This window comes from Bacillus sp. G16 (genome assembly GCF_021282335.1).
Lineage (GTDB): Bacteria > Bacillota > Bacilli > Bacillales > Bacillaceae > Bacillus > Bacillus inaquosorum.
On record NZ_JAJSOZ010000022.1, the window covers coordinates 15,654 to 38,721 of the forward strand.

Annotated in this window: 29 protein-coding genes and 2 pseudogenes; 24 read left to right on the forward strand and 7 right to left on the reverse strand. The window is 44.8% G+C overall.

Annotated features, from left to right (window positions below):
* Window positions 1–48 precede the first annotated feature (48 nt).
* Both coaA and LWH95_RS19020 read left to right on the forward strand, forming a co-directional pair.
* Window positions 49–1,008 carry a type I pantothenate kinase gene (gene coaA, locus LWH95_RS19015; RefSeq protein WP_003236785.1) on the forward strand — a complete coding sequence of 320 codons (960 nt, stop codon included), beginning with the start codon at window positions 49–51 and terminating at the stop codon, window positions 1,006–1,008.
* A 4-nt stretch (window positions 1,009–1,012) separates the two neighbouring features.
* A pseudogene (locus LWH95_RS19020) lies at window positions 1,013–1,123 on the forward strand (VOC family protein); the annotation flags it as partial.
* A 25-nt stretch (window positions 1,124–1,148) separates the two neighbouring features.
* Here the strand turns inward: LWH95_RS19020 and LWH95_RS19025 are convergent.
* Window positions 1,149–1,307, reverse strand: coding sequence for a hypothetical protein (locus LWH95_RS19025; protein ID WP_166638367.1), 159 nt, complete (start codon window positions 1,305–1,307; stop codon window positions 1,149–1,151).
* A gap of 51 nt (window positions 1,308–1,358) precedes the next feature.
* The gene (locus LWH95_RS19030) at window positions 1,359–2,591 is read right to left on the reverse strand and encodes an MDR family MFS transporter (RefSeq protein ID WP_232920160.1); all 1,233 of its coding nucleotides are present in this window, start codon (window positions 2,589–2,591) and stop codon (window positions 1,359–1,361) included.
* Window positions 2,592–2,834: 243 nt separating this feature from the next.
* Here LWH95_RS19030 and LWH95_RS19035 point away from each other — a divergent pair, with 243 nt between their 5' ends.
* Complete coding sequence (locus LWH95_RS19035) at window positions 2,835–3,038, forward strand: hypothetical protein (protein WP_148981933.1); 204 nt, start codon at window positions 2,835–2,837, stop codon at window positions 3,036–3,038.
* 160 nt (window positions 3,039–3,198) lie between these two features.
* On the opposite strand, the gene LWH95_RS19040 is transcribed toward LWH95_RS19035, so the two are convergent.
* Window positions 3,199–3,405 carry a YqzH family protein gene (locus tag LWH95_RS19040; protein ID WP_003226541.1) on the reverse strand — a complete coding sequence of 69 codons (207 nt, stop codon included), beginning with the start codon at window positions 3,403–3,405 and terminating at the stop codon, window positions 3,199–3,201.
* Window positions 3,406–3,572: 167 nt separating this feature from the next.
* On the opposite strand from LWH95_RS19040, the gene LWH95_RS19045 reads away from it, so the two are divergent.
* From LWH95_RS19045 to LWH95_RS19075, 7 genes and pseudogenes are all read left to right on the forward strand, one after another.
* Entirely contained in the window at window positions 3,573–4,811 is a 1,239-nt protein-coding gene (locus LWH95_RS19045; protein WP_232920161.1) for a DNA polymerase IV, read from the forward strand.
* Window positions 4,808–5,146: a YolD-like family protein gene (locus LWH95_RS19050; RefSeq protein WP_003236771.1), complete on the forward strand. Its 339-nt coding sequence runs from the start codon at window positions 4,808–4,810 to the stop codon at window positions 5,144–5,146. Before LWH95_RS19045 ends, LWH95_RS19050 begins: the two co-directional genes overlap by 4 nt.
* A gap of 189 nt (window positions 5,147–5,335) precedes the next feature.
* Window positions 5,336–5,806 (forward strand): GNAT family N-acetyltransferase, encoded by a 471-nt coding sequence (locus LWH95_RS19055; protein WP_060398963.1) that lies wholly within the window; start codon window positions 5,336–5,338, stop codon window positions 5,804–5,806.
* A 10-nt stretch (window positions 5,807–5,816) separates the two neighbouring features.
* Window positions 5,817–6,162, forward strand: a pseudogene (locus tag LWH95_RS19060) (antibiotic biosynthesis monooxygenase family protein).
* Complete coding sequence (locus LWH95_RS19065; protein WP_232920162.1) at window positions 6,155–7,186, forward strand: bifunctional GNAT family N-acetyltransferase/GrpB family protein; 1,032 nt, start codon at window positions 6,155–6,157, stop codon at window positions 7,184–7,186. Before LWH95_RS19060 ends, LWH95_RS19065 begins: the two are co-directional and overlap by 8 nt.
* Complete coding sequence (locus tag LWH95_RS19070) at window positions 7,183–7,506, forward strand: iron-sulfur cluster biosynthesis family protein (RefSeq protein WP_232920163.1); 324 nt, start codon at window positions 7,183–7,185, stop codon at window positions 7,504–7,506. Before LWH95_RS19065 ends, LWH95_RS19070 begins: the two co-directional genes overlap by 4 nt.
* Before the next feature lie 13 nt (window positions 7,507–7,519).
* Window positions 7,520–7,759, forward strand: a complete 240-nt coding sequence (locus LWH95_RS19075; RefSeq protein ID WP_003236767.1) for a YqkC family protein — start codon at window positions 7,520–7,522, stop codon at window positions 7,757–7,759.
* A gap of 40 nt (window positions 7,760–7,799) precedes the next feature.
* On the opposite strand, the gene LWH95_RS19080 is transcribed toward LWH95_RS19075, so the two are convergent.
* Complete coding sequence (locus tag LWH95_RS19080) at window positions 7,800–8,717, reverse strand: alpha/beta hydrolase (protein ID WP_232920164.1); 918 nt, start codon at window positions 8,715–8,717, stop codon at window positions 7,800–7,802.
* Between the two features lie 163 nt (window positions 8,718–8,880).
* Here LWH95_RS19080 and LWH95_RS19085 point away from each other — a divergent pair, with 163 nt between their 5' ends.
* Window positions 8,881–9,105, forward strand: a complete 225-nt coding sequence (locus tag LWH95_RS19085; RefSeq protein ID WP_084993907.1) for a YqkE family protein — start codon at window positions 8,881–8,883, stop codon at window positions 9,103–9,105.
* Window positions 9,106–9,137: 32 nt separating this feature from the next.
* On the opposite strand, the gene LWH95_RS19090 is transcribed toward LWH95_RS19085, so the two are convergent.
* Both LWH95_RS19090 and mciZ read right to left on the reverse strand, forming a co-directional pair.
* On the reverse strand, window positions 9,138–10,058 hold the full coding sequence (locus LWH95_RS19090) for an aldo/keto reductase (RefSeq protein ID WP_232920165.1): 921 nt from the start codon (window positions 10,056–10,058) through the stop codon (window positions 9,138–9,140).
* A gap of 62 nt (window positions 10,059–10,120) precedes the next feature.
* Window positions 10,121–10,243: a Z-ring formation inhibitor MciZ gene (mciZ, locus tag LWH95_RS19095; protein ID WP_232920166.1), complete on the reverse strand. Its 123-nt coding sequence runs from the start codon at window positions 10,241–10,243 to the stop codon at window positions 10,121–10,123.
* A gap of 73 nt (window positions 10,244–10,316) precedes the next feature.
* Here mciZ and nudF point away from each other — a divergent pair, with 73 nt between their 5' ends.
* Window positions 10,317–10,874 carry an ADP-ribose pyrophosphatase gene (gene nudF, locus LWH95_RS19100; RefSeq protein ID WP_133487055.1) on the forward strand — a complete coding sequence of 186 codons (558 nt, stop codon included), beginning with the start codon at window positions 10,317–10,319 and terminating at the stop codon, window positions 10,872–10,874.
* Window positions 10,871–12,034 (forward strand): TIGR00375 family protein, encoded by a 1,164-nt coding sequence (locus tag LWH95_RS19105; RefSeq protein ID WP_232920167.1) that lies wholly within the window; start codon window positions 10,871–10,873, stop codon window positions 12,032–12,034. The genes nudF and LWH95_RS19105 overlap by 4 nt, the downstream gene beginning before the upstream one ends.
* An 8-nt stretch (window positions 12,035–12,042) precedes the next feature.
* On the opposite strand, the gene ansR is transcribed toward LWH95_RS19105, so the two are convergent.
* Window positions 12,043–12,393, reverse strand: a complete 351-nt coding sequence (gene ansR / locus LWH95_RS19110) for an HTH-type transcriptional regulator AnsR (protein WP_003236759.1) — start codon at window positions 12,391–12,393, stop codon at window positions 12,043–12,045.
* Window positions 12,394–12,574: 181 nt separating this feature from the next.
* Here ansR and ansA point away from each other — a divergent pair, with 181 nt between their 5' ends.
* The 11 genes from ansA to LWH95_RS19165 all read left to right on the forward strand — a co-directional run bounded on the left by ansA (window position 12,575) and on the right by LWH95_RS19165 (window position 22,967).
* Window positions 12,575–13,564 carry an asparaginase gene (gene ansA, locus LWH95_RS19115; protein WP_060398958.1) on the forward strand — a complete coding sequence of 330 codons (990 nt, stop codon included), beginning with the start codon at window positions 12,575–12,577 and terminating at the stop codon, window positions 13,562–13,564.
* A gap of 45 nt (window positions 13,565–13,609) precedes the next feature.
* Window positions 13,610–15,037, forward strand: coding sequence for an aspartate ammonia-lyase (gene aspA, locus LWH95_RS19120; protein WP_003236755.1), 1,428 nt, complete (start codon window positions 13,610–13,612; stop codon window positions 15,035–15,037).
* A 140-nt stretch (window positions 15,038–15,177) separates the two neighbouring features.
* A complete protein-coding gene (gene mleN / locus LWH95_RS19125; protein ID WP_133487059.1) occupies window positions 15,178–16,584 on the forward strand; it encodes a malate-H+/Na+-lactate antiporter MleN in 1,407 nt (468 codons plus the stop codon).
* A gap of 17 nt (window positions 16,585–16,601) precedes the next feature.
* The gene (locus LWH95_RS19130; protein WP_003236751.1) at window positions 16,602–17,921 is read left to right on the forward strand and encodes an NAD-dependent malic enzyme; all 1,320 of its coding nucleotides are present in this window, start codon (window positions 16,602–16,604) and stop codon (window positions 17,919–17,921) included.
* Between the two features lie 101 nt (window positions 17,922–18,022).
* Window positions 18,023–18,238 carry a hypothetical protein gene (locus LWH95_RS19135; RefSeq protein WP_232920168.1) on the forward strand — a complete coding sequence of 72 codons (216 nt, stop codon included), beginning with the start codon at window positions 18,023–18,025 and terminating at the stop codon, window positions 18,236–18,238.
* Window positions 18,239–18,338: 100 nt separating this feature from the next.
* On the forward strand, window positions 18,339–18,983 hold the full coding sequence (spoIIM, locus tag LWH95_RS19140) for a stage II sporulation protein M (RefSeq protein WP_019258808.1): 645 nt from the start codon (window positions 18,339–18,341) through the stop codon (window positions 18,981–18,983).
* 112 nt (window positions 18,984–19,095) lie between these two features.
* Window positions 19,096–19,545, forward strand: coding sequence for a ferric iron uptake transcriptional regulator (fur, locus tag LWH95_RS19145; protein WP_003236746.1), 450 nt, complete (start codon window positions 19,096–19,098; stop codon window positions 19,543–19,545).
* Window positions 19,546–19,668: 123 nt separating this feature from the next.
* Window positions 19,669–19,896 carry a YqzK family protein gene (locus LWH95_RS19150; protein WP_003236745.1) on the forward strand — a complete coding sequence of 76 codons (228 nt, stop codon included), beginning with the start codon at window positions 19,669–19,671 and terminating at the stop codon, window positions 19,894–19,896.
* A gap of 7 nt (window positions 19,897–19,903) precedes the next feature.
* Window positions 19,904–20,794, forward strand: coding sequence for a site-specific tyrosine recombinase XerD (xerD, locus tag LWH95_RS19155; protein ID WP_003236743.1), 891 nt, complete (start codon window positions 19,904–19,906; stop codon window positions 20,792–20,794).
* 160 nt (window positions 20,795–20,954) lie between these two features.
* Window positions 20,955–22,139, forward strand: coding sequence for a phosphopentomutase (gene deoB / locus LWH95_RS19160; RefSeq protein ID WP_060398953.1), 1,185 nt, complete (start codon window positions 20,955–20,957; stop codon window positions 22,137–22,139).
* Between the two features lie 12 nt (window positions 22,140–22,151).
* The gene (locus tag LWH95_RS19165; protein WP_003236738.1) at window positions 22,152–22,967 is read left to right on the forward strand and encodes a purine nucleoside phosphorylase I, inosine and guanosine-specific; all 816 of its coding nucleotides are present in this window, start codon (window positions 22,152–22,154) and stop codon (window positions 22,965–22,967) included.
* Window positions 22,968–23,068: the final 101 nt, after the last annotated feature.

Consider the following 23,068-nt stretch of genomic DNA (forward strand, 5'->3'; position numbering starts at 1 on the left):
TTACAATCTTTGTAAGGGTTTTAACCTTCAGAGAGTCAGGTGTAAACAGTGAAAAATAAAGAGCTTAACTTACATACTTTATATACAAAGCACAATCGTGAGTCTTGGTCTGGTTTTGGGGGACATTTGTCGATTGCTGTTTCTGAAGAAGAGGCAAAAGCCGTGGAAGGGCTGAATGATTATCTATCTGTTGAAGAAGTGGAAACGATCTATATTCCGCTTGTTCGCCTGCTTCATTTGCATGTTAAGTCTGCGGCCGAACGCAATAAGCATGTCAATGTTTTTTTAAAGCACCCTCATTCAGCCAAAATTCCGTTTATTATCGGCATCGCCGGCAGTGTGGCAGTCGGGAAAAGCACGACGGCGCGGATATTGCAGAAGCTGCTTTCGCGTTTGCCGGACCGTCCTAAAGTGAGCCTTATCACGACAGATGGTTTTTTATTTCCTACTGCCGAGCTGAAAAAGAAAAATATGATGTCACGAAAAGGGTTTCCCGAAAGCTATGACGTAAAGGCGCTGCTCGAATTTTTGAATGACTTAAAATCAGGAAAAGACAGAGTAAAGGCTCCGGTATATTCCCATCTCACCTATGACCGCGAGGAAGGTGTGTTCGAGGTTGTAGAACAGGCCGATATTGTGATTATTGAAGGTATTAATGTTCTTCAGTCGCCCACCTTGGAGGATGACCGGGAAAATCCGCGTATTTTTGTTTCCGATTTCTTTGATTTTTCGATTTATGTGGATGCGGAAGAAAGCCGGATTTTCACTTGGTATTTAGAGCGTTTTCGTCTGCTTCGGGAAACAGCTTTTCAAAATCCCGATTCTTATTTTCATAAATTTAAAGACTTGTCTGATCAGGAGGCTGACGAGATGGCGGCCTCGATTTGGGAGAGTGTCAACCGGCCGAATTTATATGAAAATATCTTGCCGACTAAATTCAGGTCAGATCTCATTTTGCGTAAGGGAGACGGGCATAAGGTTGAAGAAGTGCTGGTAAGGCGGGTGTGATATCGTGCATCATATTGAACTGTATGTCTCTGATTTGGAAGCGTCTCGACGGTTTTGGGGATGGTTCTTAAAAGAACTTGGCTATAAAGAGTTTCAAAAAGGCCGGATCGGATTAAGGTAGAGCTCACTGCCCCAAGCGGTTAATCGTGATCTTCGGGCAGGCTGTTAAGCTTTTTCTCAATGCGATCCAGCTGCGCTTTTCGGTTCTTCGCATACTTGAAGCCTGTAACAGCTGCAAAGATGACAGCGGCAAACACGATAAATACGAAAAGCTGAAACATCACATCACCTATATTCATGTTCATCACCTCATTTTTGCGGGAGAGATTGGTTCTCTCCCGTTTTTTTGTTTAAAGCGGCTTTTCCAGCGCGGACCGGTGTTTTGTCATTTCCGTTTTCATCTGCCGATAGGCAAACGCTAAAAATGGCAGGCCGAGCAGGGTGATGCCGCTCAGGACAGAAAAAATAAAAATCGGCCGGCCAGCGCCAAATAGGTCTATACATATACCCCCGACCCAGGGGCCGATGACGTTTCCGAGCTGTGAAAAACCGATTGCCCCGAAATAAGTGCCTTTTAATCCTGGTTTTGCAATCTGGTCTACAAACAAATCCATCATAGAGAATAAAAGCACTTCGCCGATTGTAAATGTAACCACGATTATAACAAGTGATGAAACACCGTGTGATATGGTGAAAATGGCCATGCTGACACTAACCATCACATTACCGAGCATCAGGGAGCGAAGCGGCGAAAAACGTTTTGCAAAATGGACGATGGGAAATTGCGTTGCCAACACAACGATTGCGTTTAATGTCAGCATCAACCCGTACAGCTTCGTTCCATTGCCGATCAAGGGGTTCTGCGCCATATACTGCGGGAATGTTGAACTGAATTGTGAGTAGCCGAAGGTGCATATTGTAATGCCGACCAAAGCAATTGTAAAAAGATGATCCTTTTGCGTCACCATAAATGCTTCCCGCACGCTCATATTTCGGGATTGGCCTGATGCTGATGAGGATGGATGTTTTTTAAATTGGATGGCAAGCACGAGTCCGTATAGTCCGTAAATGACTGCGGGCACCAAAAAGGGTGCGGTCGATTGAGATGAGCCGAAATACAGGCCGAGTACCGGTCCGAAGACAACGCCGATATTAATAGCTGCATAGCGTAAATTAAAAACAAGCAGTCTGTTTTTTTCTTCTGCCATATCAGACAGCAAAGCCTTTGAAGCTGGCTCAAACAGTGATTTGCAAAGACCGTTTAATGCGTTTACCACAAAAAACACCCAGAGATGAGATGCCGCCGCAAATCCTGCAAATACCAGCATCCAGCCGAAAATGGACACAAGCATCATGTTTTTTCTGCCAAATTTGTCCGAGATATATCCGCCGTAAAAGCTTGCAAGGATGCCGACTGATGAGCTTGCGGCAATGACCAGCCCTGCATAGGACGCTGATGCGCCTTGGACGGCTGTTAAATAAATCGCTAAAAAAGGGATACTCATCGATGTGGCCATTCTGCCGAAAATGGTTCCGATTATAATTGTCCAGCTGATCGGGTGGATATTTTTCCATTTTTTCATAAATCGTATTCTCTCCTGTATGTTAGAATCTTTTTCTATCATATATGAAAAAATTCCCTTCTCCAATGGAGAATTCAAAATATTTTGTTATTGACATTTTACCATGTGTGGACATGATTGAAATTGAGGTTAAAGCATTCGGAAGGAAAATGACGACGATATGTCCGACGCTTATCCGGGGTAAAAGCACAATATTAATTGATGCTGGAATGCTGAGACATTTTAAAGCGATTCGGCAGGGGCATGGAAGAATACGGAGGTCTGTTTGAAACATTAAAGGCAGTGATGTCAACCTATCATGATGTGGATCAAGTTCCGGAAATGCTCAGTGATGCCGGACATGAGATCAAGATTTACGCGAACTGGAGCGGCGGCCTTATTTTGAGGGGCATTCGGGTGATTTTTACGCCGGGGATTTGTCAGGCCATATCAATCTATGGAGCGTGAGAAAAGCCTGCTTTTCTTTCTCTGCAAGCCCTTCTGCAGTATGACACGCTTGAGCCTGTTATTTCACGGCGGTGTTTTCAAAGGGAAGCCGCATCAGCGGCTGAAAGAACTGACAGTCTGATTGGGGCGCTGTGCGCCTCTGTTTTCTTTTGACCAGCGTTTAAGAGAACAGTCCTTGATTTGTGACATAGTCATAAATGATATCTTCTATATGCGCATGCAGATCCTCATCGGGTTCTTCATTCCGTCTCTCTTCTAAGGCGGCTTTCAGGCTTTGTTTTTCGTACGGGCTTAACGGATCTATGGCAACATTTCTGCCGTATTGACGCAGTGCCTGCCCCATCATTTTTTCAACAAATTTCTCCATTATGACTCTCCTATCTTTATGCTTCGCTTTTATTCTACTAAATGTTTTTCTTCTCTCACACCCTTGGATCATATTTTCTGTCAGACAAGAATCATTTACCAGTATAAAACGAACATATTTTCGCATATAATAGAAAAAGCGAACATAAGTTCTTTTTAGAGGTGTGTATGATGAAAGAAAAAGTGATTTTTCTCGTTGACATGCAATCGTTTTATGCATCTGTAGAGAAAGCGGAAAATCCACATTTGAAAAATAGGCCCGTCATTGTTTCGGGTGATCCTGAAAGAAGGGGCGGAGTCGTATTGGCTGCCTGCCCGCTGGCGAAACAAAAGGGGGTGGCGAATGCTTCGCGGCTGTGGGAGGCGCAGGAAAAGTGCCCTGAAGCTGTTGTGCTCCGGCCCCGTATGCAGCGGTACATTGATGTATCACTGCAAATCACGGCCATTTTAGAGGAATATACAGACCTTGTGGAGCCGTATTCCATCGATGAACAATTCATGGACATTACAGGCAGCCAGAAGCTGTTTGGGACGCCGGAGGAGATCGCGACAAGCATTCAGGGCAGAATCATGCGGGAGATCGGCGTTTATGCGCGGGTAGGAATCGGCCCTAACAAAGCGCTAGCCAAAATCGCGTGCGACAATTTTGCCAAAAAGAATAAGAACGGTATTTTTACCTTAACGAAAGAAAATATGAAAACTGATATGTGGCCGCTCCCGGTGGGCAGCATGTTTGGCGTCGGGAGCCGAATGAAGTATCATTTAAACCGAATGGGCATCAGTACGATCGGCGGGCTCGCGGCTTTTCCGCTCGCTCTTTTAAAAAAGAAATGGGGCATTAACGGCCACGTGCTGTGGATGACGGCGAACGGGATCGACTATTCCCCTGTATCAACTTCATCTCTGGACGGGCAAAAGGCGATTGGCCATGGAATGACTCTCCCAAAAGACTACGAACACTTTGACAAAGAAATCAAAGTCGTGCTGCTGGAGCTGAGTGAAGAAGTGTGCAGGCGAAGCCGAAACGCCGGAGTAATGGGGCAGACGGTATCAGTGAGCTGCCGGGGGGCTGATTTTGATTGGCCGGCGGGCTTCAACCGGCAAGTGAAGCTGGCGGAGCCGACTAATTCTACGCAGGATGTATATGAGGCTGTATGCCGGCTGTTTCTTACGTTTTGGGACGGGAAGCCTGTCCGCCGCCTCGGGGTCAATCTGTCTCAGCTCTCATCTGATGACATATGGCAGCTCAATTTATTTCAGGATTATGCAAAGAAAATGAGCCTCGGCTATGTGATGGACGGCATTAAGAACCGGTTCGGCGACACAGCCATCATCCGGGCGGCGTCACTGACAGCGGCAGGCCAGGCATTTGAACGTGCGGCTAAAATAGGAGGTCACTATAAATGAACGACCATTTAAAAAGAGGCAACCTGCTGTGGGAAGGAAGCAGGATGTTTCTGCCGGAACATAAACAAAGCCTGCTTGAGAGAAAGCGCCATAAACAGAAGCTGCCAAAGCCGATCCTGGATCCTGATAAGCTGGAGGAGATGAATCAAACGCTTTGCGCCGCGATGGAGTTTGCTCAGGATATCACTGTCAGCTGCTTTCAGGACGGTGAAATTGTCCGCTGCACCGGAAAAATCTGCCGGTATGAAGAGTTTGAAAAAACAGTATGGATAAAAGGAGACGAGGATCAGCTGTATAAGCTGAAGCTTGATCAAGTGCTTGATATTGTGCTGTGAAGTCTCTCCCTCCTGCACTGGGGGGAGAAATATGTGTAAAAATATCAAACATTGTTCCCTCGGCAGTCTGGAAACGTATGATACAGGAAAGAAGGCATTTACAATTCCAGTCAGGCAAAATATAATTTTTATATTGTGAGAAAAAAGAGCTGACATTCGTTTTGCCAGACGGAGGGAGATCAAATCGTAATGGATATTCGAACAATCACGTCTTCAGATTATGAAATGGTAACGTCTGTAATGAATGAATGGTGGGGCGGCAGACAGCTGAAAGAAAAATTGCCGAGATTATTTTTTGAGCATTTTCAGGACACAAGCTTTATCACATCTGAACATAACAGCATGACCGGATTTTTAATCGGATTTCAATCGCAATCGGACCCTGGAACGGCATACATCCATTTTTCCGGTGTGCATCCGGATTTCAGAAAAATGCAAATTGGTAAACAATTATACGATGTATTTATTGAAACAGTAAAACAAAGAGGCTGCACCCGGGTAAAGTGCGTCACTTCACCGGTGAATAAGGTATCAATCGCGTATCACACAAAATTGGGTTTTGACATTGAAAAGGGCACCAAAACGGTAAATGGCATCTCAGTGTTTGCAAACTACGATGGCCCGGGCCAAGACAGGGTACTGTTTGTCAAAACCATATGAGGGGGGAAATATGATGGATTTTTTATCAAAAACACCTGAGCCTCCTTACTATGCGGTCATTTTTTCTTCTGTCAAAAGTGAAAATGATACAGGATATGGAGAAACAGCGGAACGGATGGTATCACTTGCGGCGGGTCAGCCCGGATTTTTAGGCGTCGAAAGCGTTCGTGAAGCGGATGGAAGAGGCATAACGGTTTCCTACTGGGACAGTATGAATGCAATTAACCACTGGAAGCATCACACTGAACATCAAGCGGCAAAAGAAAAAGGAAAAAGCGTTTGGTACGAGTCGTATGCAGTCCGCGTCACAAAAGTCGAGAGGCAGCGGCTGTTTTCAGGAGATCACGAATGATTGAATTTCTTCAGCATAAGGAAGACATCACAGCGCGTGAGATTATTGCCGTACAGCAGGCCGCGTACATAAAAGAAGCAGAGCTAATCGGTTTTGACGGTATTCCCGCCTTACAAGAGAAGGCAAAGGATATTCAAGCATCTCATGAACAGTTTGCGGGATATCGGAAAGACGGCAGACTGATCGGTGTCATTTCATATGAGAAAAACATGCATCATCTAACGATTTGCAGGCTTGTTGTGCATCCCGATGGTTTCAGAAAAGGGATTGGACGAGCACTTCTGCAATTTGTCATTGCTCAAAACGAAGACGCTGAGAAAATCGAGGTAGTCACAGCCGAGAAAAATAAACCAGCCGTGTCGCTTTATACACAGGCGGGATTTCAAAAGGTCGAAACTGTGAAAGCGACGGAGGATCTTTTGCTGTCTGTCTTTTATTTGTATCCGAAAAGAAATGTTAAAGTCGTTCACTACAATGAAAAATGGGCGGAACTTTTCAGTGAAGAAAAGGAGCGGCTGAAGCTTGTGTTCGGACCGGAGATCATTGCTGTTCATCATATCGGAAGCACATCGATACCGGATATGGCGGCAAAGCCAATCATTGATATGTTAATTGAAGTCAGAAGCATTGAAGCTGTGAGCCAATATGATACACAAATGAAGTCAATCGGCTATACACCGAAGGGAGAAAACGGCATAGCTGGCAGGCGTTATTTCCAAAAGGGCGGAAATAAACGCACTCATCATGTCCATATGTACGAAAAGGGGAATCCTGCAATTGAAAGGCACCTATTATTCAGAGATTATCTCAGAGCTCATCCAGAAATAGCGAAAGAATACGCCGTTCTCAAAAAACGGCTAGCGGCCCAGCATCCGGACAGTATCCATCAGTACATACAAGGGAAAGATGATTGGATCAAGACTGCAGAAGAAAATGCGAAGCGCTGGAAAGAGGGCAGAAACAATGCGAATGGAAGCGTTGTATGCTACAATAGCGAAAATGATGAAAACGGGGGTCTCACCTTATGAACATACATGTGACAGAGGCAGCAAAACAGGCACTGCAGCAGGCGTTTGACGCCAACCCGGGAAAAAAAGCCCAGCTTCGTTACGATGCAGAAGGATGCGGCTGCGCGGTAAGCGGTGTACCGACAATCTGGCTGGCAGAAGAATTAACAGGACAGTGCGAGCAGCTGGAAACGAACGGCATCCCGCTTTATATCCAATCGTCGCAAAAAGTGTTTTTTGACGATCAAATGACGATCGATTACAATGAAAAAGCCAAAACGCTGGCGCTGAAAAGCCCGGCTGAAATGCTCAGCCCCAGAATGAGCATATTAGTAAAGTAGGGAGACACGAAACGTGGAACAAAAGCTGAAGTCAATGAAGAACACAGCACAGAATAAAACGTGGGTATCCTTCCTGAATCAAAACCATCCCTATACCTTGCTCCACTGGTCAATCGGAGGAGCAGAATCCATCAAGAAAGATGTTTGGCTATTGCAGGATGAAATGACATTCGAAACGCAGGAGTTTACAACGATAGATCTTGCGATTGAATGGATCAGAGAAAATATGGATGGCATTACCGACGTTTTATGAAATGGAAAAAGCGAAAGAGCCGAAGGGGCCTTTCGCTTTTTTATTCTGTTGAATCTTTCATTTTATCTAAAAACTCCTTCACCGTTTTTCGGTATGTGTCCCGGTTTTTTGTATACGACATGGCGTGTTCACCGTTCTCGGCAATATACAGCGTCTTCAGTCCGGGTTTCTTTTCATACAACCGTTCGGTTGAAGAAACCGGAATATAGTCATCATCCTTACTGTGAATAAAGAGGACCGGTTTTTCAATTTTATCAATGACAGCAAGCGGAGAAACTTCGCGTGCGCGATAGCCGCCCCTCAGCTTTAAAAAGAAGTCGGTGATGGGGAGCAGCGGCCAAGCCGGGAGCCTGTATTCCGCTTTCAGCCGATAGGCAAGCTGTTCATCAAAACTTGCAAATGGGCAATCGGCAATATAAAAATCAGCCCCATCATCACAGTGTTCACCAGCGTAAAGCAGGGCAGTTGCAGCTCCCATTGATTCGCCGTGAATTCCGATCAATCCGCGATGATCTGTTTTGTTCTTGACCCAGCTGACAACCTCGCTGAGATCATCCTTTTCATAAAACCCGTAGCTAGTCGTCTTTCCGCCGCTTTGTCCGTGCCGGCGATGGTCATAAACAATCACATTCCAGCCAAGATCAAGAAATAAATGCATATATTTAAGAGAATTCAGCACATTCATCGTCACCCCGTGACAGATGATGATGGTGTTTGGTGTGTCATGCGGTGCGACATGGTATCCTTTTATATCATACCCGTAAGCGGATGGTATCACAAAAGCGGTTTTCTCCATTCGTTCAAATGATTCAAACACATCATGTCCGTCGTCTGTCTCTCTTTTGATAATGTCTTCATCTGTCTTTTTCCTGATAAACAGAATTATATTTGAAAAAACAACTCCGATTGCAATAACAGCGGTTAAGAGAGCGCCAATGGCCAAAAGGATTTTCTTCAAAAGTCACAGCACCTTTCAACTAAATACAGGAAATTTATACTTGAAATCATTATACCTAAACAGTGCTGTGCTGATCAAAAAAGTTTTCAGAAGAGAGTCCGCTTGTTCAGTCTGTATGCTCCGTGATAAACTGGCCTCAAAACAAAATACGGGGGAAGCGTACATGAAAAAACAAAAATCCGCTGACAAACACCAGTTAAAAGACGACCTTCAATCCGACATCAAAGCAAAGCTTATGGAGATGAAGAGCCAATTGAAGGAAGAGGATGAAAAGAGGCAGGAAAGAGAAAAAGCAGAACAGATCAGAAAGAAAAAAGAGCTCGAAAAAAACAAAAGCTTTGAAGAACTCCTTAATGAAAGCCAAATGGATTGGCATCAATATAAATAAACCAGCACCCATACAGGGTGCTGGTTTTTCTGTTATGAGCGGTGCGCTTCGTAAACGTCTTGTTTCGTATGAGATTGGAGCGCTTTGATTTCCTCTTCGCTTAAACGCCGTGCGTTTGCAGCCTGAACGTTTTCCCGTAACTGCTCAATCTTACTGGCGCCTGTAATTACTGAGGCGACAGCCGGCTGTGCTAATAGATACTGCAGTGATTTTTCTGTCATGGAAAGATCGGAAGCAACATTCTCCATCGCCTTGCGGGCATTTGTCAATTCCTCAAATGAATAGGACAAGTACCCGTTTTGTTTCATGCTGTCTGCCGCTTGTTCAAGCGGTTTTTCAGTTAAGAGCCCTTTGGCAACCGGACCTCTGGCGACAACGCTGATTTGATGTTCCTCTAAAAGCGGAAGCCATTCCTCAGGGCGTCTGTCAAACAGGCTGTATTGCATCATAATACTGACGATGTTTGATTTTTTTACATATTCTTTGATCACATTCGGGCGGATAGAAGAAATGCCGTAGTAACGGATCACGCCTTCTTGTTTTAATTCCTCAAACGCTTCAATTGTTTCATCAATGTTGTCCTCTATCGTCCCGCCGTGAAGCTGATAAAGGTCGATATAATCCGTTTTCAGCCGCGCAAGGCTCTTTTTTACTGCTTCTTTTATGTAAGCTTTTGAAGGGTCCCAATACCAGCCTTCGCTTTCGTCATTCCAGCGGTTTCCCGCTTTCGTTGCCAAAATAATATCCTGGCGTCTGTTTTGGATCGCATCACCGACGATTTCTTCGTTGAGTCCGCGGTCATACAAATCTGCTGTGTCCAAATAGTTGATCCCAAGCTCGATGGCTTCATCCAGGATGGACAAGGCTTTGTTTTTGTCAGTTCCAAGAGACATACAGCCGAGTCCGACTTCGCTTATTTCTAAATCAGATGTACCCAGTTTGCGCTTTCTCATGTGCACACTCCTTTTTTAGGCTTTGTATTGACCGTAATATAAAGGAGCTTAAGTTTCAACTTTTACGGCTTAGAGACCCAATCTTTCGCATATTGGAATGTGCGTCCGTACTCCTTTAACTTCGCCCGAATCTCCCATGCTTTTCCGACTAAGATAACACCTTTTGCCATACGGTGCACTTTCACGAAGAAGCCCCCTTTTCTCTAGTATGATAAAATGTATGGGGCATCATATAGAGACAGAACGGGAGATGGAGAAATGAAACCATTAGAAGAAAAAACAATTGCCAAAGAACAAATTTTTTCAGGTAAAGTCATTGATCTTTATGTAGAGGACGTCGAATTGCCAAACGGCAAAGCGAGTAAACGTGAAATTGTGAAACACCCTGGAGCTGTAGCGATATTAGCTGTCACGGATGAAGGGAAAATGGTCATGGTGAAACAATTCCGTAAGCCGCTTGAGCGGACGATCGTTGAAATTCCGGCCGGCAAGCTTGAAAAAGGGGAGGAGCCGGAGTATACGGCACTTCGGGAGCTTGAAGAGGAAACGGGTTATACAGCGAAAAAACTGACAAAAATCACTGCGTTTTATACATCGCCTGGCTTTGCTGATGAAATCGTTCACGTGTTTCTTGCTGAAGAGCTTTCTGCACTCGAAGAAAAACGGGAGCTTGATGAGGACGAGTTTGTTGAAGTGATGGAGGTGACGCTTGAAGAGGCGCTGAAGCTGGTTGAATCGCGTGAAGTATATGATGCTAAAACAGCCTATGCGATTCAGTATCTTCAACTGAAAGAAGCGCTCCAAGCACAAAAATGAAAAAGATTTACGCGGACTTGCACATTCATATCGGCCGGACCTTTACGGGAAGGGCTGTCAAAATAACAGGCGCCAAAACACTGACGCTGGACCGAATTTTGGTTGAAGCCAGTGAACATAAAGGGATTGAACTTCTTGGTATTATCGACTGTCATTCTCCGGAAGTCATCCTGGAGCTTGAGGAAGGCATTTCATCCGGAAAATATCGCGAGCTTGACGGCGGTGGGATTCGCTACCGCAGCACGACTCTTTTGTTGGGGAGCGAGCTGGAGATATATGATGAAGCCTGCAGCGGGCCAATCCATGTGCTCGTCTTTATGCCGACGCTGGCTGATATGAAACAGTTTTCAAACTGGCTGTCAGCGCGGCTGAAAAATATTCATTTAAGCTCCCAGCGGATATATGAAACGGGCTTGAACCTGCAAAAAAAAGTGAAGGAAATGGGCGGGCTGTTTATCCCCGCCCATATCTTTACACCGCATAAAAGCTTATATGGAAAAGGGGTTAAATCAAGTTTAACCGAGGTTTTTGATCCCTCTATGATAGATGCGGTGGAGCTTGGGCTAAGCTGTGATACAGACATGGCTTCCCACGTATCTGAATTGAATCAGTATCCTTTTTTAACAAATTCTGATGCGCATTCGTTAGGGAAAATCGGCAGAGAATATAATGAACTATATGTACAGTCAGCTGATTTTACTGAATTTGCTCTTGCATTAAGAGGACAGGGTGACAGAACAATTGCCGCAAATTACGGCTTGGACCCGTTACTGGGGAAATATTATCAGACGGCTTGTGAAGCGTGCGGAGAACCTGCGGTGAGCGGGGAAACGGCGTGCGCGAATTGCGGAAATGCCAGGTTTACCAAGGGAGTCAGCGAAAGATTGCGTGAATTGAGTGATCAGGCTGAAGTTCGCGTCTCGCGTCCGCGATATGTTCATCAGATTCCGCTGCAATTTGTTCCGGGTGTCGGTCCGAAAACGCTGGACAAACTAAAAAAAGCCTTCGGAACAGAAATGGCTGTTCTTCATGAGGCTGCAGAAGAAGATTTGGCTCGCGTTGTCCCGCCGAAAACCGCGGCGCTTATTGTAAAAGCGAGATCCGGAAAGCTGGAATTGAAAGCCGGAGGAGGAGGAACTTACGGAAAAATTAAACCGTGAGTTAAAAATTAACTCAGTTCCTCCTGTACTTTTCTTTTTGTCCGGATAAAGGTGATCAGCTGGATGATTTCGTCTTCACTCAGCGGCTTGCCATCAACAGAAATGTGAAAGTCAAGACTGCTCCACGTGGTCAGTTCAATGGTCTGAGGGGCAGTCTGCTTTTGTTTCTCGCGGCCCAAAAGTTCATCACACGTTGTGTCAAAGAGGTCAGCCAGCATGGCAAGTGCCTCAAGCGAAGGCCGGCGGTAGCCTGACTCGTAGCCGGCATATGTGCTTTTTGCGATACCCAGAAGGTCAGCTGTATATTGAAGCGACCAATTTTTCTTTTTTCTCAATTCAGTTAAACGATCTAGATTCATGAACTTCCGCTCCTTTTTCACCTTGAGCTGATTATATCATATAGGTATTAGGAAGTGTACGCGAATTGAATAATAATGTCTTGCGTATTTTATTTTCCGTGTCTATAATTGCATTAAAAGTATGCGAAAAGCGAATACCTTCTCGCAACCCATCTTTAGATACAGTGAAGAGGTGCATGGTATGAAAAAATTATTGATGTTGACAACTGGGGGAACGATTGCTTCAGTTGAAGGGGAAAATGGGCTGGCTCCCGGAGTCAAGGCTGATGAATTATTAAGTTACGTATCAAAACTTGATAACGATTACACGATGGAAACTCAGTCGCTTATGAATATAGACAGCACCAATATGCAGCCTGAATACTGGGTGGAAATAGCAGATGCCGTTAAGGAAAATTATGATGCCTATGACGGATTTGTTATTACTCACGGTACAGATACAATGGCCTACACATCTGCCGCATTATCGTATATGCTGCAGCATGCCAAAAAACCGATTGTCATCACTGGCTCGCAGATCCCGATCACGTTCCAAAAAACGGACGCCAAAAAAAATATCACAGACGCCATTCGCTTTGCCTGTGAAGGCGTGGGCGGCGTATATGTTGTGTTTGACGGCAGAGTCATTCAAGGAACGCGTGCGATCAAATTAAGAACGAAAAGCTACGACGCATTTGAAAGCATCAATTACCCATATATCGCTTTTATCAATGAAGACGGGATCGAATACAACAAACAAGTAACGGAACCTGAGAATGACACTTTCACAGTTGATACTTCACTATGCACAGATGTATGTCTGCTGAAGCTGCATCCGGGCTTAAAGCCTGAAATGTTTGATGCTCTGAAAAGCATGTACAAAGGAATTGTCATTGAGAGCTATGGCAGCGGAGGCGTGCCGTTTGAAGGCAGAGACATTTTGTCAAAAGTGAATGAGCTGATTGAAAGCGGCATCGTCGTCGTGATCACGACTCAATGTCTGGAAGAAGGGGAAGACATGAGCATTTACGAGGTCGGCCGCAGAGTCAACCAAGACTTAATTATCCGATCCAGAAATATGAACACAGAAGCAATCGTGCCAAAATTGATGTGGGCACTCGGCCAGTCTTCGGATCTTCCTGTCGTCAAGAGAATTATGGAAACGCCGATTGCTGATGACGTTGTCCTGTAAAATGTCAGAAACCATAACCAACAAAGAGAAAGTAGGTTAAAGATTATGTTAAACGGCCAAAAAGAATACCGCGTGGAAAAAGACTTCCTTGGGGAAAAACAAATTGAAGCAGATGTTTATTACGGAATCCAGACGCTCCGTGCTTCTGAAAACTTCCCGATTACGGGATACAAGATCCATGAAGAAATGATTAACGCGCTGGCGATTGTAAAAAAAGCTGCGGCTCTTGCCAACATGGACGTGAAACGGCTGTATGAAGGAATTGGCCAAGCTATCGTACAAGCCGCTGACGAGATTCTGGAAGGCAAATGGCACGATCAGTTTATCGTCGATCCGATTCAGGGCGGTGCCGGAACTTCTATGAACATGAATGCGAATGAGGTTATCGGAAACCGGGCGCTTGAAATCATGGGGCATAAAAAGGGAGACTATATCCATTTAAGCCCAAACACACATGTGAATATGTCACAGTCGACAAACGATGTGTTCCCGACTGCGATTCATATTTCCACATTGAATCTCTTGGAAAAACTGCTGAAAACAATGGAAGACATGCATAGTGTGTTCAAACAAAAAGCACAGGAGTTTGATTCTGTTATAAAAATGGGACGGACACACCTGCAAGACGCTGTTCCGATTCGTCTTGGCCAGGAATTCGAAGCGTACAGCCGTGTTCTCGAGCGTGATATTAAACGGATCAAGCAATCGCGCCAGCACCTGTATGAAGTCAACATGGGCGCAACTGCTGTCGGTACAGGCCTGAACGCAGATCCTGAATATATCAAACAGGTTGTGAAGCACCTTGCTGATATCAGCGGGCTTCCTCTTGTCGGAGCTGATCACCTTGTTGATGCCACACAAAATACGGATGCCTATACAGAGGTATCAGCAGCATTAAAAGTCTGCATGATGAACATGTCGAAGATCGCAAACGACCTTCGCTTAATGGCATCAGGCCCGCGCGCCGGACTTGCGGAAATTACTCTGCCAGCACGTCAGCCGGGATCATCCATTATGCCGGGCAAAGTCAATCCGGTGATGGCGGAGCTGATCAACCAAATTGCGTTCCAGGTCATTGGAAATGACAATACTATCTGCCTTGCTTCTGAAGCCGGCCAGCTTGAATTGAACGTCATGGAGCCAGTGCTTGTCTTTAATTTGCTTCAATCCATCAGCATCATGAACAACGGCTTCCGTTCGTTCACTGACTATTGCTTAAAAGGCATCGAGGCCAACGAAAAACGCTTGAAGCAATACGTGGAAAAAAGCGCAGGAGTGATCACTGCAGTCAATCCGCATCTTGGATATGAAGCGGCTGCCCGAATCGCAAGGGAAGCGATTATGACAGGCCAATCAGTCCGTGATCTTTGCCTGCAGCATGATGTGCTGACAGAAGAAGAATTGGATATTATTTTAAATCCATATGAGATGACAAAACCAGGGATTGCAGGGAAAGAACTATTAGAAAAATAAAATTTGAACAAAATACAGCTTATTCATCTCCGGATAGTCGGATGAATAAGCTGTTTACAACATAGGGATGAGGAAGTATAGTATACGTGTTGTACTATATATTGAAAGCGTTTTAGCTTTTACATGAAGGGGGACTTCTTTTGAAGGATGTAAGATTGCCAACACTATTCGAAATTATTATTGTACTAGGAGCATTTTTAGCACTTGTTCTGTCGTTTACAGTCTTTCTCGACTTGCCGATACAGCTGGCGCTTTTTGTTTCATGGTTTATTGCAATGCTTTTAGGTATTAGACTCGGTTATTCTTATAAAGATTTACAAAATGCGATTGTACATGGGATATCGAATGGCCTTGAAGCCGTTCTGATTCTTGTTTCAGTCGGGGCGCTCATTGGAACATGGATTGCGGGAGGCGTTGTGCCGACGCTGATTTATTACGGGTTAGAATTTATTCATCCTAGCATCTTTTTACTGGCAACGTTAATTATTTGTTCAATTATGTCTGTAGCTACAGGAACGTCTTGGGGAACAGTCGGAACTGCCGGCATCGCCATGATCGCAATTGGAGAAGGATTGGGAATTCCGCTTCCTCTTGTGGCGGGAGCTATCCTTTCAGGCGCTTATTTCGGGGACAAGCTGTCTCCGCTGTCTGACAGTACAGTTCTGGCTTCTTCACTATCAAAAGTCGATGTATTGGCTCACGTGAGAGCGATGCTTTATTTATCAATACCTGCATATGTGATTACAGCTATTCTCTTTACAGTTGTTGGATTTATGTACGGCGGAAAAAATATTGATCTTGACAAAGTGGAATTCTTGAAATCATCTTTGCAAAATACGTTTGACATTCATATTTGGATGCTGATCCCGGCTGTTGTCGTCATTGTCTTATTGGCGCTGAAAAAGCCGTCTATGCCGGTTATCGTGATCGGTGCTTTGCTTGGCGCAATCTGGGCAGCTGTTTTCCAAGGCATGAATATTGCCGATGCGATTGCTACAGCGTACAACGGATTTTCTATTAAAACAGATGTTGAATTTTTGAATGGCCTGTTAAACCGCGGTGGAATTGTCGGTATGCTTGATTCTCTCGTTGTGATTATCTTTGGCCTTGGTTTTGGCGGCCTGCTTGAGAAACTCGGCGTGTTAAAAGTCATTGTTTCAACGTTTGAAAAGAAATTAACATCATCAGGCAATGTCACTTTGTCTACGCTGATTGTAGCGTTTTTAGCGAACATCTTCGGCTGTGCCATGTATGTATCCCTTATTTTGACTCCGAAGATTATGGAAGACAGCTATGATCGATTACATCTGGACAGAAGAGTGTTATCACGTAACGCAGAGGTCGGGGGAACATTAACCTCAGGTATGGTGCCTTGGTCTGATAACGGTATTTACATGGCTGGTATTTTAGGTGTTTCTACCTTCTCTTATCTGCCGTTTATGTGGCTCAGTTTTGTTGCAATAGGTCTTGCAATTATCTATGGTTATACAGGAAAATTTATATGGTATACGAAAAACAATACAGTTAAAGCCGAAAAACTAGGCTAATAGGGGAGGATCACTGAATGATAGCGAAACACATGATTCGGACACTGATGATCGAAACGCCTTCGGTTCCCGGAAATCTTGGAAGGGTGGCTACGGCAATCGGCCTTCTGGGCGGGGATATTGGTGAGGTGGAGACGGTAAAAGTCGGACCCAATTACACAATGCGGAATATTACCGTTCAAGTGGAGAATGAAGAACAGCTTCAGGAAGTGATCGCGGCTGTACAGGCCCTAGGAGAAGGGATCAGGCTTCACACCGTATCTGATGAAGTCCTGTCCGCACATGAAGGCGGAAAAATCCAAATGAAAAGCAAAATGCCGATCCGCTCATTGGCAGAGCTCGGGCGGGTCTATACACCAGGTGTTGCAGACGTGTGCCGTCTGATTGAAAAAGAACCTGAAAAAGCTTCTATTTATACAACGATCAGCAACTCTGTTGCGATTGTGACAGATGGAACGGCAATTCTCGGTCTTGGGAATATCGGCTCTGTCGCAGGCATGCCTGTCATGGAAGGAAAGGCTGCTCTGTTTGATCAGCTGGCGGGTATCAGCGGCATTCCGATATTGCTTGATACGAGTGACCCTGAAGAAATCATCAAAACGGTAAAGCATATTTCTCCAGGTTTTAACGGCATCCTGCTTGAGGATATCGGCTCGCCGCATTGCTTCGAAATCGAGGACCGCCTAAAAGAGGAGCTGAACATCCCTGTTATGCACGATGATCAGCATGGTACAGCTGTTGTGACGCTGGCAGCTGCCATCTCGGCATGCAGGAGTGCAGGTGTTGACCTGAAAGAAGCGAAAGTGGGGCAAATCGGTCTGGGCGCAGCAGGCGTTGCCATCTGCCGGATGTTTATGGCCTATGGCGTGAAAGCTGTTTACGGCACAGACAAATCAGAGGCAGCAATGGACCGTCTCGAACAATACGGCGGACAGGCAGTTTCCAGCATCGAGGAGCTCATGGAAGTGTGTGACATTGTCGTTGCAACAACGGGAGTTCCAGGGTTAATAAAACCAGCATTTGTACGCTCTGGCCAGGTGATTTTGGCTTTATCAAATCCGAAGCCGGAAATTGAGCCGGAGGCCGCGTTGCAGGCTGGCGCCGCATATGCAGCGGACGGACGTTCTGTTAATAATGTGCTTGGCTTCCCGGGTATTTTCAGAGGAGCGCTCAACGCAAAAAGCAAGGAGATCAATCATGATATGCTTGTCGCAGCAGCAGAGGCCATCGCAGCCTGCACAAAACAAGGCGATGTAGTCCCTCAGCCGCTTGATTCAAAAGTCCATCATGAGGTAGCAGCTGCGGTCGAACACGCAGCTCTTACAGCAGTTAAATAAATGAAGTCAAACAGCACCTGGCATAACAGGTGCTGTTTTTTTCTCATCATGTGTTCATTTTTGCTATAATTGCTGTGAAAATAAATAAGGGAGTGATCAGCATGGCAAAAAGCCGAGCGAAAAAGAAGCGGGAGCACCTGCTGAGAAATGGCGGACGTGACGTTTTATTATCAAGAGGAAGCGCACCATCGTTCAGCACGCATGAAAGAATGACAAAAAGCAAAAAAGAGATTTTGAATAAGAAAAAGCATAGGAATCCTTATGATCATACAGCATATGATGATAAGGGTTTTTTTGTGCCCACAAAAGCAGCCTAGCATCCTTCTCTATCGTTTCTTTTTGAAAAAGAGCATGTTTTTCCGTTTCTTTCATACAATCTATTAAATCAAATCACTAGAACGGGCGGGAGGAAACGGTATGCGAAAAATCTCTTATAAAGACATGTTTCTCAGACATGTCAAAGATCATCTCTCTCTTTATATATTTGTCTCAGTGCTGTTTTTCATGGGTGTCATTTTTGGCGCAATTATTGTCAACAGCATGACCATCAGCCAGAAGGAAGATTTATATTACTATTTAAGTCAATTTTTTGGACAGCTTTCGGATGGAAAACAGGCAAGTTCATCTGATATGTTTGGGCAAAGTATCTTTCATAATGTAAAGTATTTAGGGCTGATGTGGATATTGGGGATTTCCGTCATTGGGATGCCGATTATTTTTATCATGATCTTTCTAAAAGGTATCGTCGTCGGCTTTACTGTCGGATTTCTCGTCAATCAGATGGGAATCAGCGGTTTTTTCTTATCCTTTGTCTCCGTTTTGCCGCAAAATGTACTGCTTATTCCGGCTTATCTCATTATGGGCACGTGTGCGATTGCGTTTTCTTTAAAGTTAATCAGGCAGCTGTTCGTTAAACGAAGCCTGCATGACGCGCCGATTCAGTGGTTCGGACGGTATGCCTTTGTGCTTCTGGTCATTCTGTTTTTAGCGCTGATCTCATCCCTCTTTGAAGCATATTTATCTCCTGTATTAATGGAAAAGCTTACATTAAGACTTTTTTAAAATAATTATTAAGAAAAAATCGTTTTATTTATCAGTTTATAATAATTATAGTTGGAACTCTGCGCGTATTTTGTTATAATGAGTCATGGAATGCGGCGTAGGAGGGAAAGACATGGAAAACCGTATTGATCGAATTAAGAAACAGTTGCACTCATCCAGCTACAAACTTACGCCTCAGCGTGAAGCGACAGTAAGAGTGCTGCTTGAAAATGAAGAAGACCATTTAAGCGCAGAAGATGTATACCTCCTCGTAAAAGAGAAATCTCCTGAGATCGGTCTCGCAACAGTATACCGTACGCTTGAATTATTAACTGAATTAAAAGTCGTTGATAAAATTAACTTTGGAGACGGCGTGTCCCGTTACGATCTTCGTAAAGAGGGTGCAGCTCACTTTCATCACCACTTAGTGTGCATGGAGTGCGGAGCCGTTGATGAAATTGAAGAAGATTTACTAGAAGACGTGGAAGAAATCATTGAACGTGATTGGAAATTTAAGATTAAAGATCATAGATTGACGTTTCACGGCATTTGCCACCGCTGTAACGGAAAAGATGCTGAATAGACGGTGCCGAGCGCGAACCTTTTCTCCTGGGGAAAGGGTTTTTTGCTGTTTCCATGTATAAAACCTTTCTGATTTGGCATATGGTTAAATAACTGGAACCATAGGGAAAGGATCGATTAGGACATGGGAAGATTCCTAAAAACAACTCTCGATGCATTGAAGGTTTTCATCCTGTTTACCGGTTTTACCGCTCTGTTCTATTATGCTATGATATGGGTAAATCAAGAATATGAAAACTATCATCGGTACGATAAACCGGAAGGCTCCGCTGTAAAAGTTGTTGAAATGGATCAGGATGAAAAAGGCGGATGGTTCGACCGGTTGATCTTTTTTTACCAAAACGGGGAGTAGATCAAGAGTGAAAGATCAAATAAAGGATTTCATCCACTACGTCATGGTAGAGAGAGGGCTTTCCCAAAACACGGTGGTATCCTATGAACGTGACTTGAAAAGCTATTCTCTTTATTTAACAGAAACCCTTCATGTTACGGATTGGAATCATGTAACCCGTATACATATTATTCAATATTTAAAGCACTTGAAGGACTCGGGGAAATCCGGCAAGACTTCAGCACGGCATTTGGCATCCATTCGCTCTTTTCACCAATTTCTGCTCAGGGAAAAGGTGACGGACAAGGATCCTTCCGTTCATATCGAAACACAAAAGACCGAGCGGGCGCTTCCGAAGGTGCTCGCGCTCAATGAGGTCGAGCGATTATTAGACACGCCTAAGCTGACGAGCCCTTTCGGCTATCGGGATAAAGCGATGCTGGAGCTGCTTTATGCGACAGGCATACGAGTCAGTGAAATGATTGAATTGAAAACGGCAGATGTTCATTTATCTATGGGTTTTGTCCGCTGCTTTGGGAAAGGAAGAAAAGAACGGATTGTGCCAATCGGTGAAGCAGCCGCTTCTGCCATTGAGGAATATATGACAAAAGCCAGGGGGAAACTGCTGAAGAACAATGTGTCTGACGCTCTCTTTTTAAATCATCACGGCAAACAAATCAGCCGCCAGGGATTTTGGAAAAACCTGAAGAAAATCGCGCTGGAAGCTGGGATTAAAAAAGAGCTGACCCCGCATACGCTCAGGCATTCCTTTGCGACGCATCTGCTTGAGAACGGGGCTGATTTAAGAGCGGTGCAGGAAATGCTCGGCCATGCGGATATATCCACGACGCAAATTTATACGCATGTGACGAAAACAAGGCTGAAGGATGTGTACAAGCAGTTTCATCCGCGCGCCTAGCCGCAGGTGGCTGCGGCTTTTTTGTTTAGAACGACAGAAAATACTGAAGTTTTTCATTATTTCCGAATGCATTGTCAACGGGAATGAAAACGGTTTATACTTGAGTTGTCAGACCTCTTAGCGATACAATAGACGTATAGAAAAAAAGGAGGCTTTCAAGATGCCTGCATACAAATATAATCGTGTGTTTTTAATTGTAATGGATTCAGTCGGAATCGGCGAAGCGCCGGATGCCGCTGACTTTAATGATGAAGGCGCAAATACGCTCGGGCATATTGCCGAGCATATGAATGGATTACATATGCCGAATATGGCAAAACTCGGCCTTGGTCTCATTGGAGATATCAAAGGTGTAGAAAAAACGGAACATCCGCTAGCGTATTATGGAAAAATGCAAGAAGCGTCAAACGGCAAAGATACGATGACCGGCCATTGGGAGATCATGGGCTTGTACATTGATAAACCGTTTAAAGTGTTCCCGGAAGGCTTTCCAGATGAACTGCTTCAGGAGCTGGAAAAGAGATCTGGTCGCAAAATTATCGGAAACAAGCCGGCCTCCGGCACAGCGATTTTGGATGAACTTGGGCAAGAGCACATGGAGACAGGGGCTTTAATTGTATACACATCTGCTGACTCTGTTCTGCAAATTGCCGCTCACGAAGAGGTTGTGCCGCTTGAAGAGCTGTACCGCATTTGTGAAACGGCGAGAGAGCTGACGCTTGATCCGAAGTATATGGTAGGCCGCATTATCGCACGGCCGTTCGTCGGAGAGCCCGGACAATTCAAGCGGACGCCAAACCGCCATGACTATGCGCTTAAGCCGTTTGACCGCACTGTTATGAATGAATTGAAAGACAGCGGCTTAGATGTGATCTCAATCGGAAAAATCTCTGATATTTATGACGGAGAAGGCATTACTTCTTCACGAAGAACGGTTTCCAATATGGACGGAATGGACAAGGTGATTGATACGCTGGGAGAAGACTTTACAGGTCTGAGCTTTGCGAACCTTGTTGATTTTGATGCTTTATTCGGACACCGACGTGACCCGGAAGGATACGGACGCGCGCTTGAAGAATTTGATGCGAGGCTTCCGGAAGTGTTTGAGAAAATGAAAGAAGACGATCTGTTAATCATTACAGCCGACCATGGCAATGATCCGATTCACCATGGAACCGATCATACACGCGAGTACGTGCCGATTCTCGCTTACAGCAAAAAACATAAGAATGCGCAAATGCTGCCGCTTGCAGATACATTTGCTGATATCGGCGCAACAATCGCTGATAATTTCCAAACGACTAAACCGAAATACGGAAAAAGCTTTTTATCTTTATTACAATAGGGGGACTGTTTCTTGAAAGACAGAATCGAACGTGCAGCCGCTTTTATTAAACAAAACCTGCCGGAATCTCCGAAGATCGGCCTTATTTTAGGCTCAGGTCTTGGCATTTTGGCAGACGAAATCGAAAACCCGGTCAAGCTGAAATATGAGGACATACCTGAATTCCCGGTATCCACTGTTGAAGGACATGCCGGACAGCTTGTGCTTGGGACTCTTGAAGGAGTATCCGTCATTGCGATGCAAGGCCGTTTTCATTTTTATGAGGGCTATTCAATGGAGAAAGTCACTTTCCCTGTACGCGTGATGAAAGCGCTCGGCGTGGAAGCGTTGATCGTAACTAATGCTGCTGGCGGCGTCAACACTGAATTCCGTGCGGGAGACTTAATGATCATTACCGATCATATTAACTTTATGGGAACGAACCCGCTGATCGGGCCAAACGAAGCCGATTTCGGCGCCAGATTTCCAGATATGTCGTCAGCCTATGACAAAGACCTATCCGGACTGGCTGAAAAGATTGCGAAAGACCTTAACATTCCAATTCAAAAAGGCGTGTATACCGCTGTGACAGGACCTTCTTACGAAACACCGGCAGAAGTCCGTTTCTTAAGAACAATGGGCTCTGACGCTGTCGGTATGTCTACTGTTCCGGAAGTCATTGTAGCGAATCATGCGGGAATGCGTGTCCTTGGCATTTCCTGCATCTCTAATGCGGCAGCCGGAATTTTGGATCAGCCTTTAAGCCACGATGAAGTAATGGAAGTGACGGAAAAAGTAAAAGCTGGCTTCTTGCAGCTTGTGAAAGCGGTCGTCGCTCAGTACGAATAAAAATTGAATCAGAGCAAGATCAAAAGAGAGCTGTGTCCCATGGACGCAGCTCTCTTTTTTTATGCCAAAAAAGATACGAAACATTTTCCATCAGTGGGGTA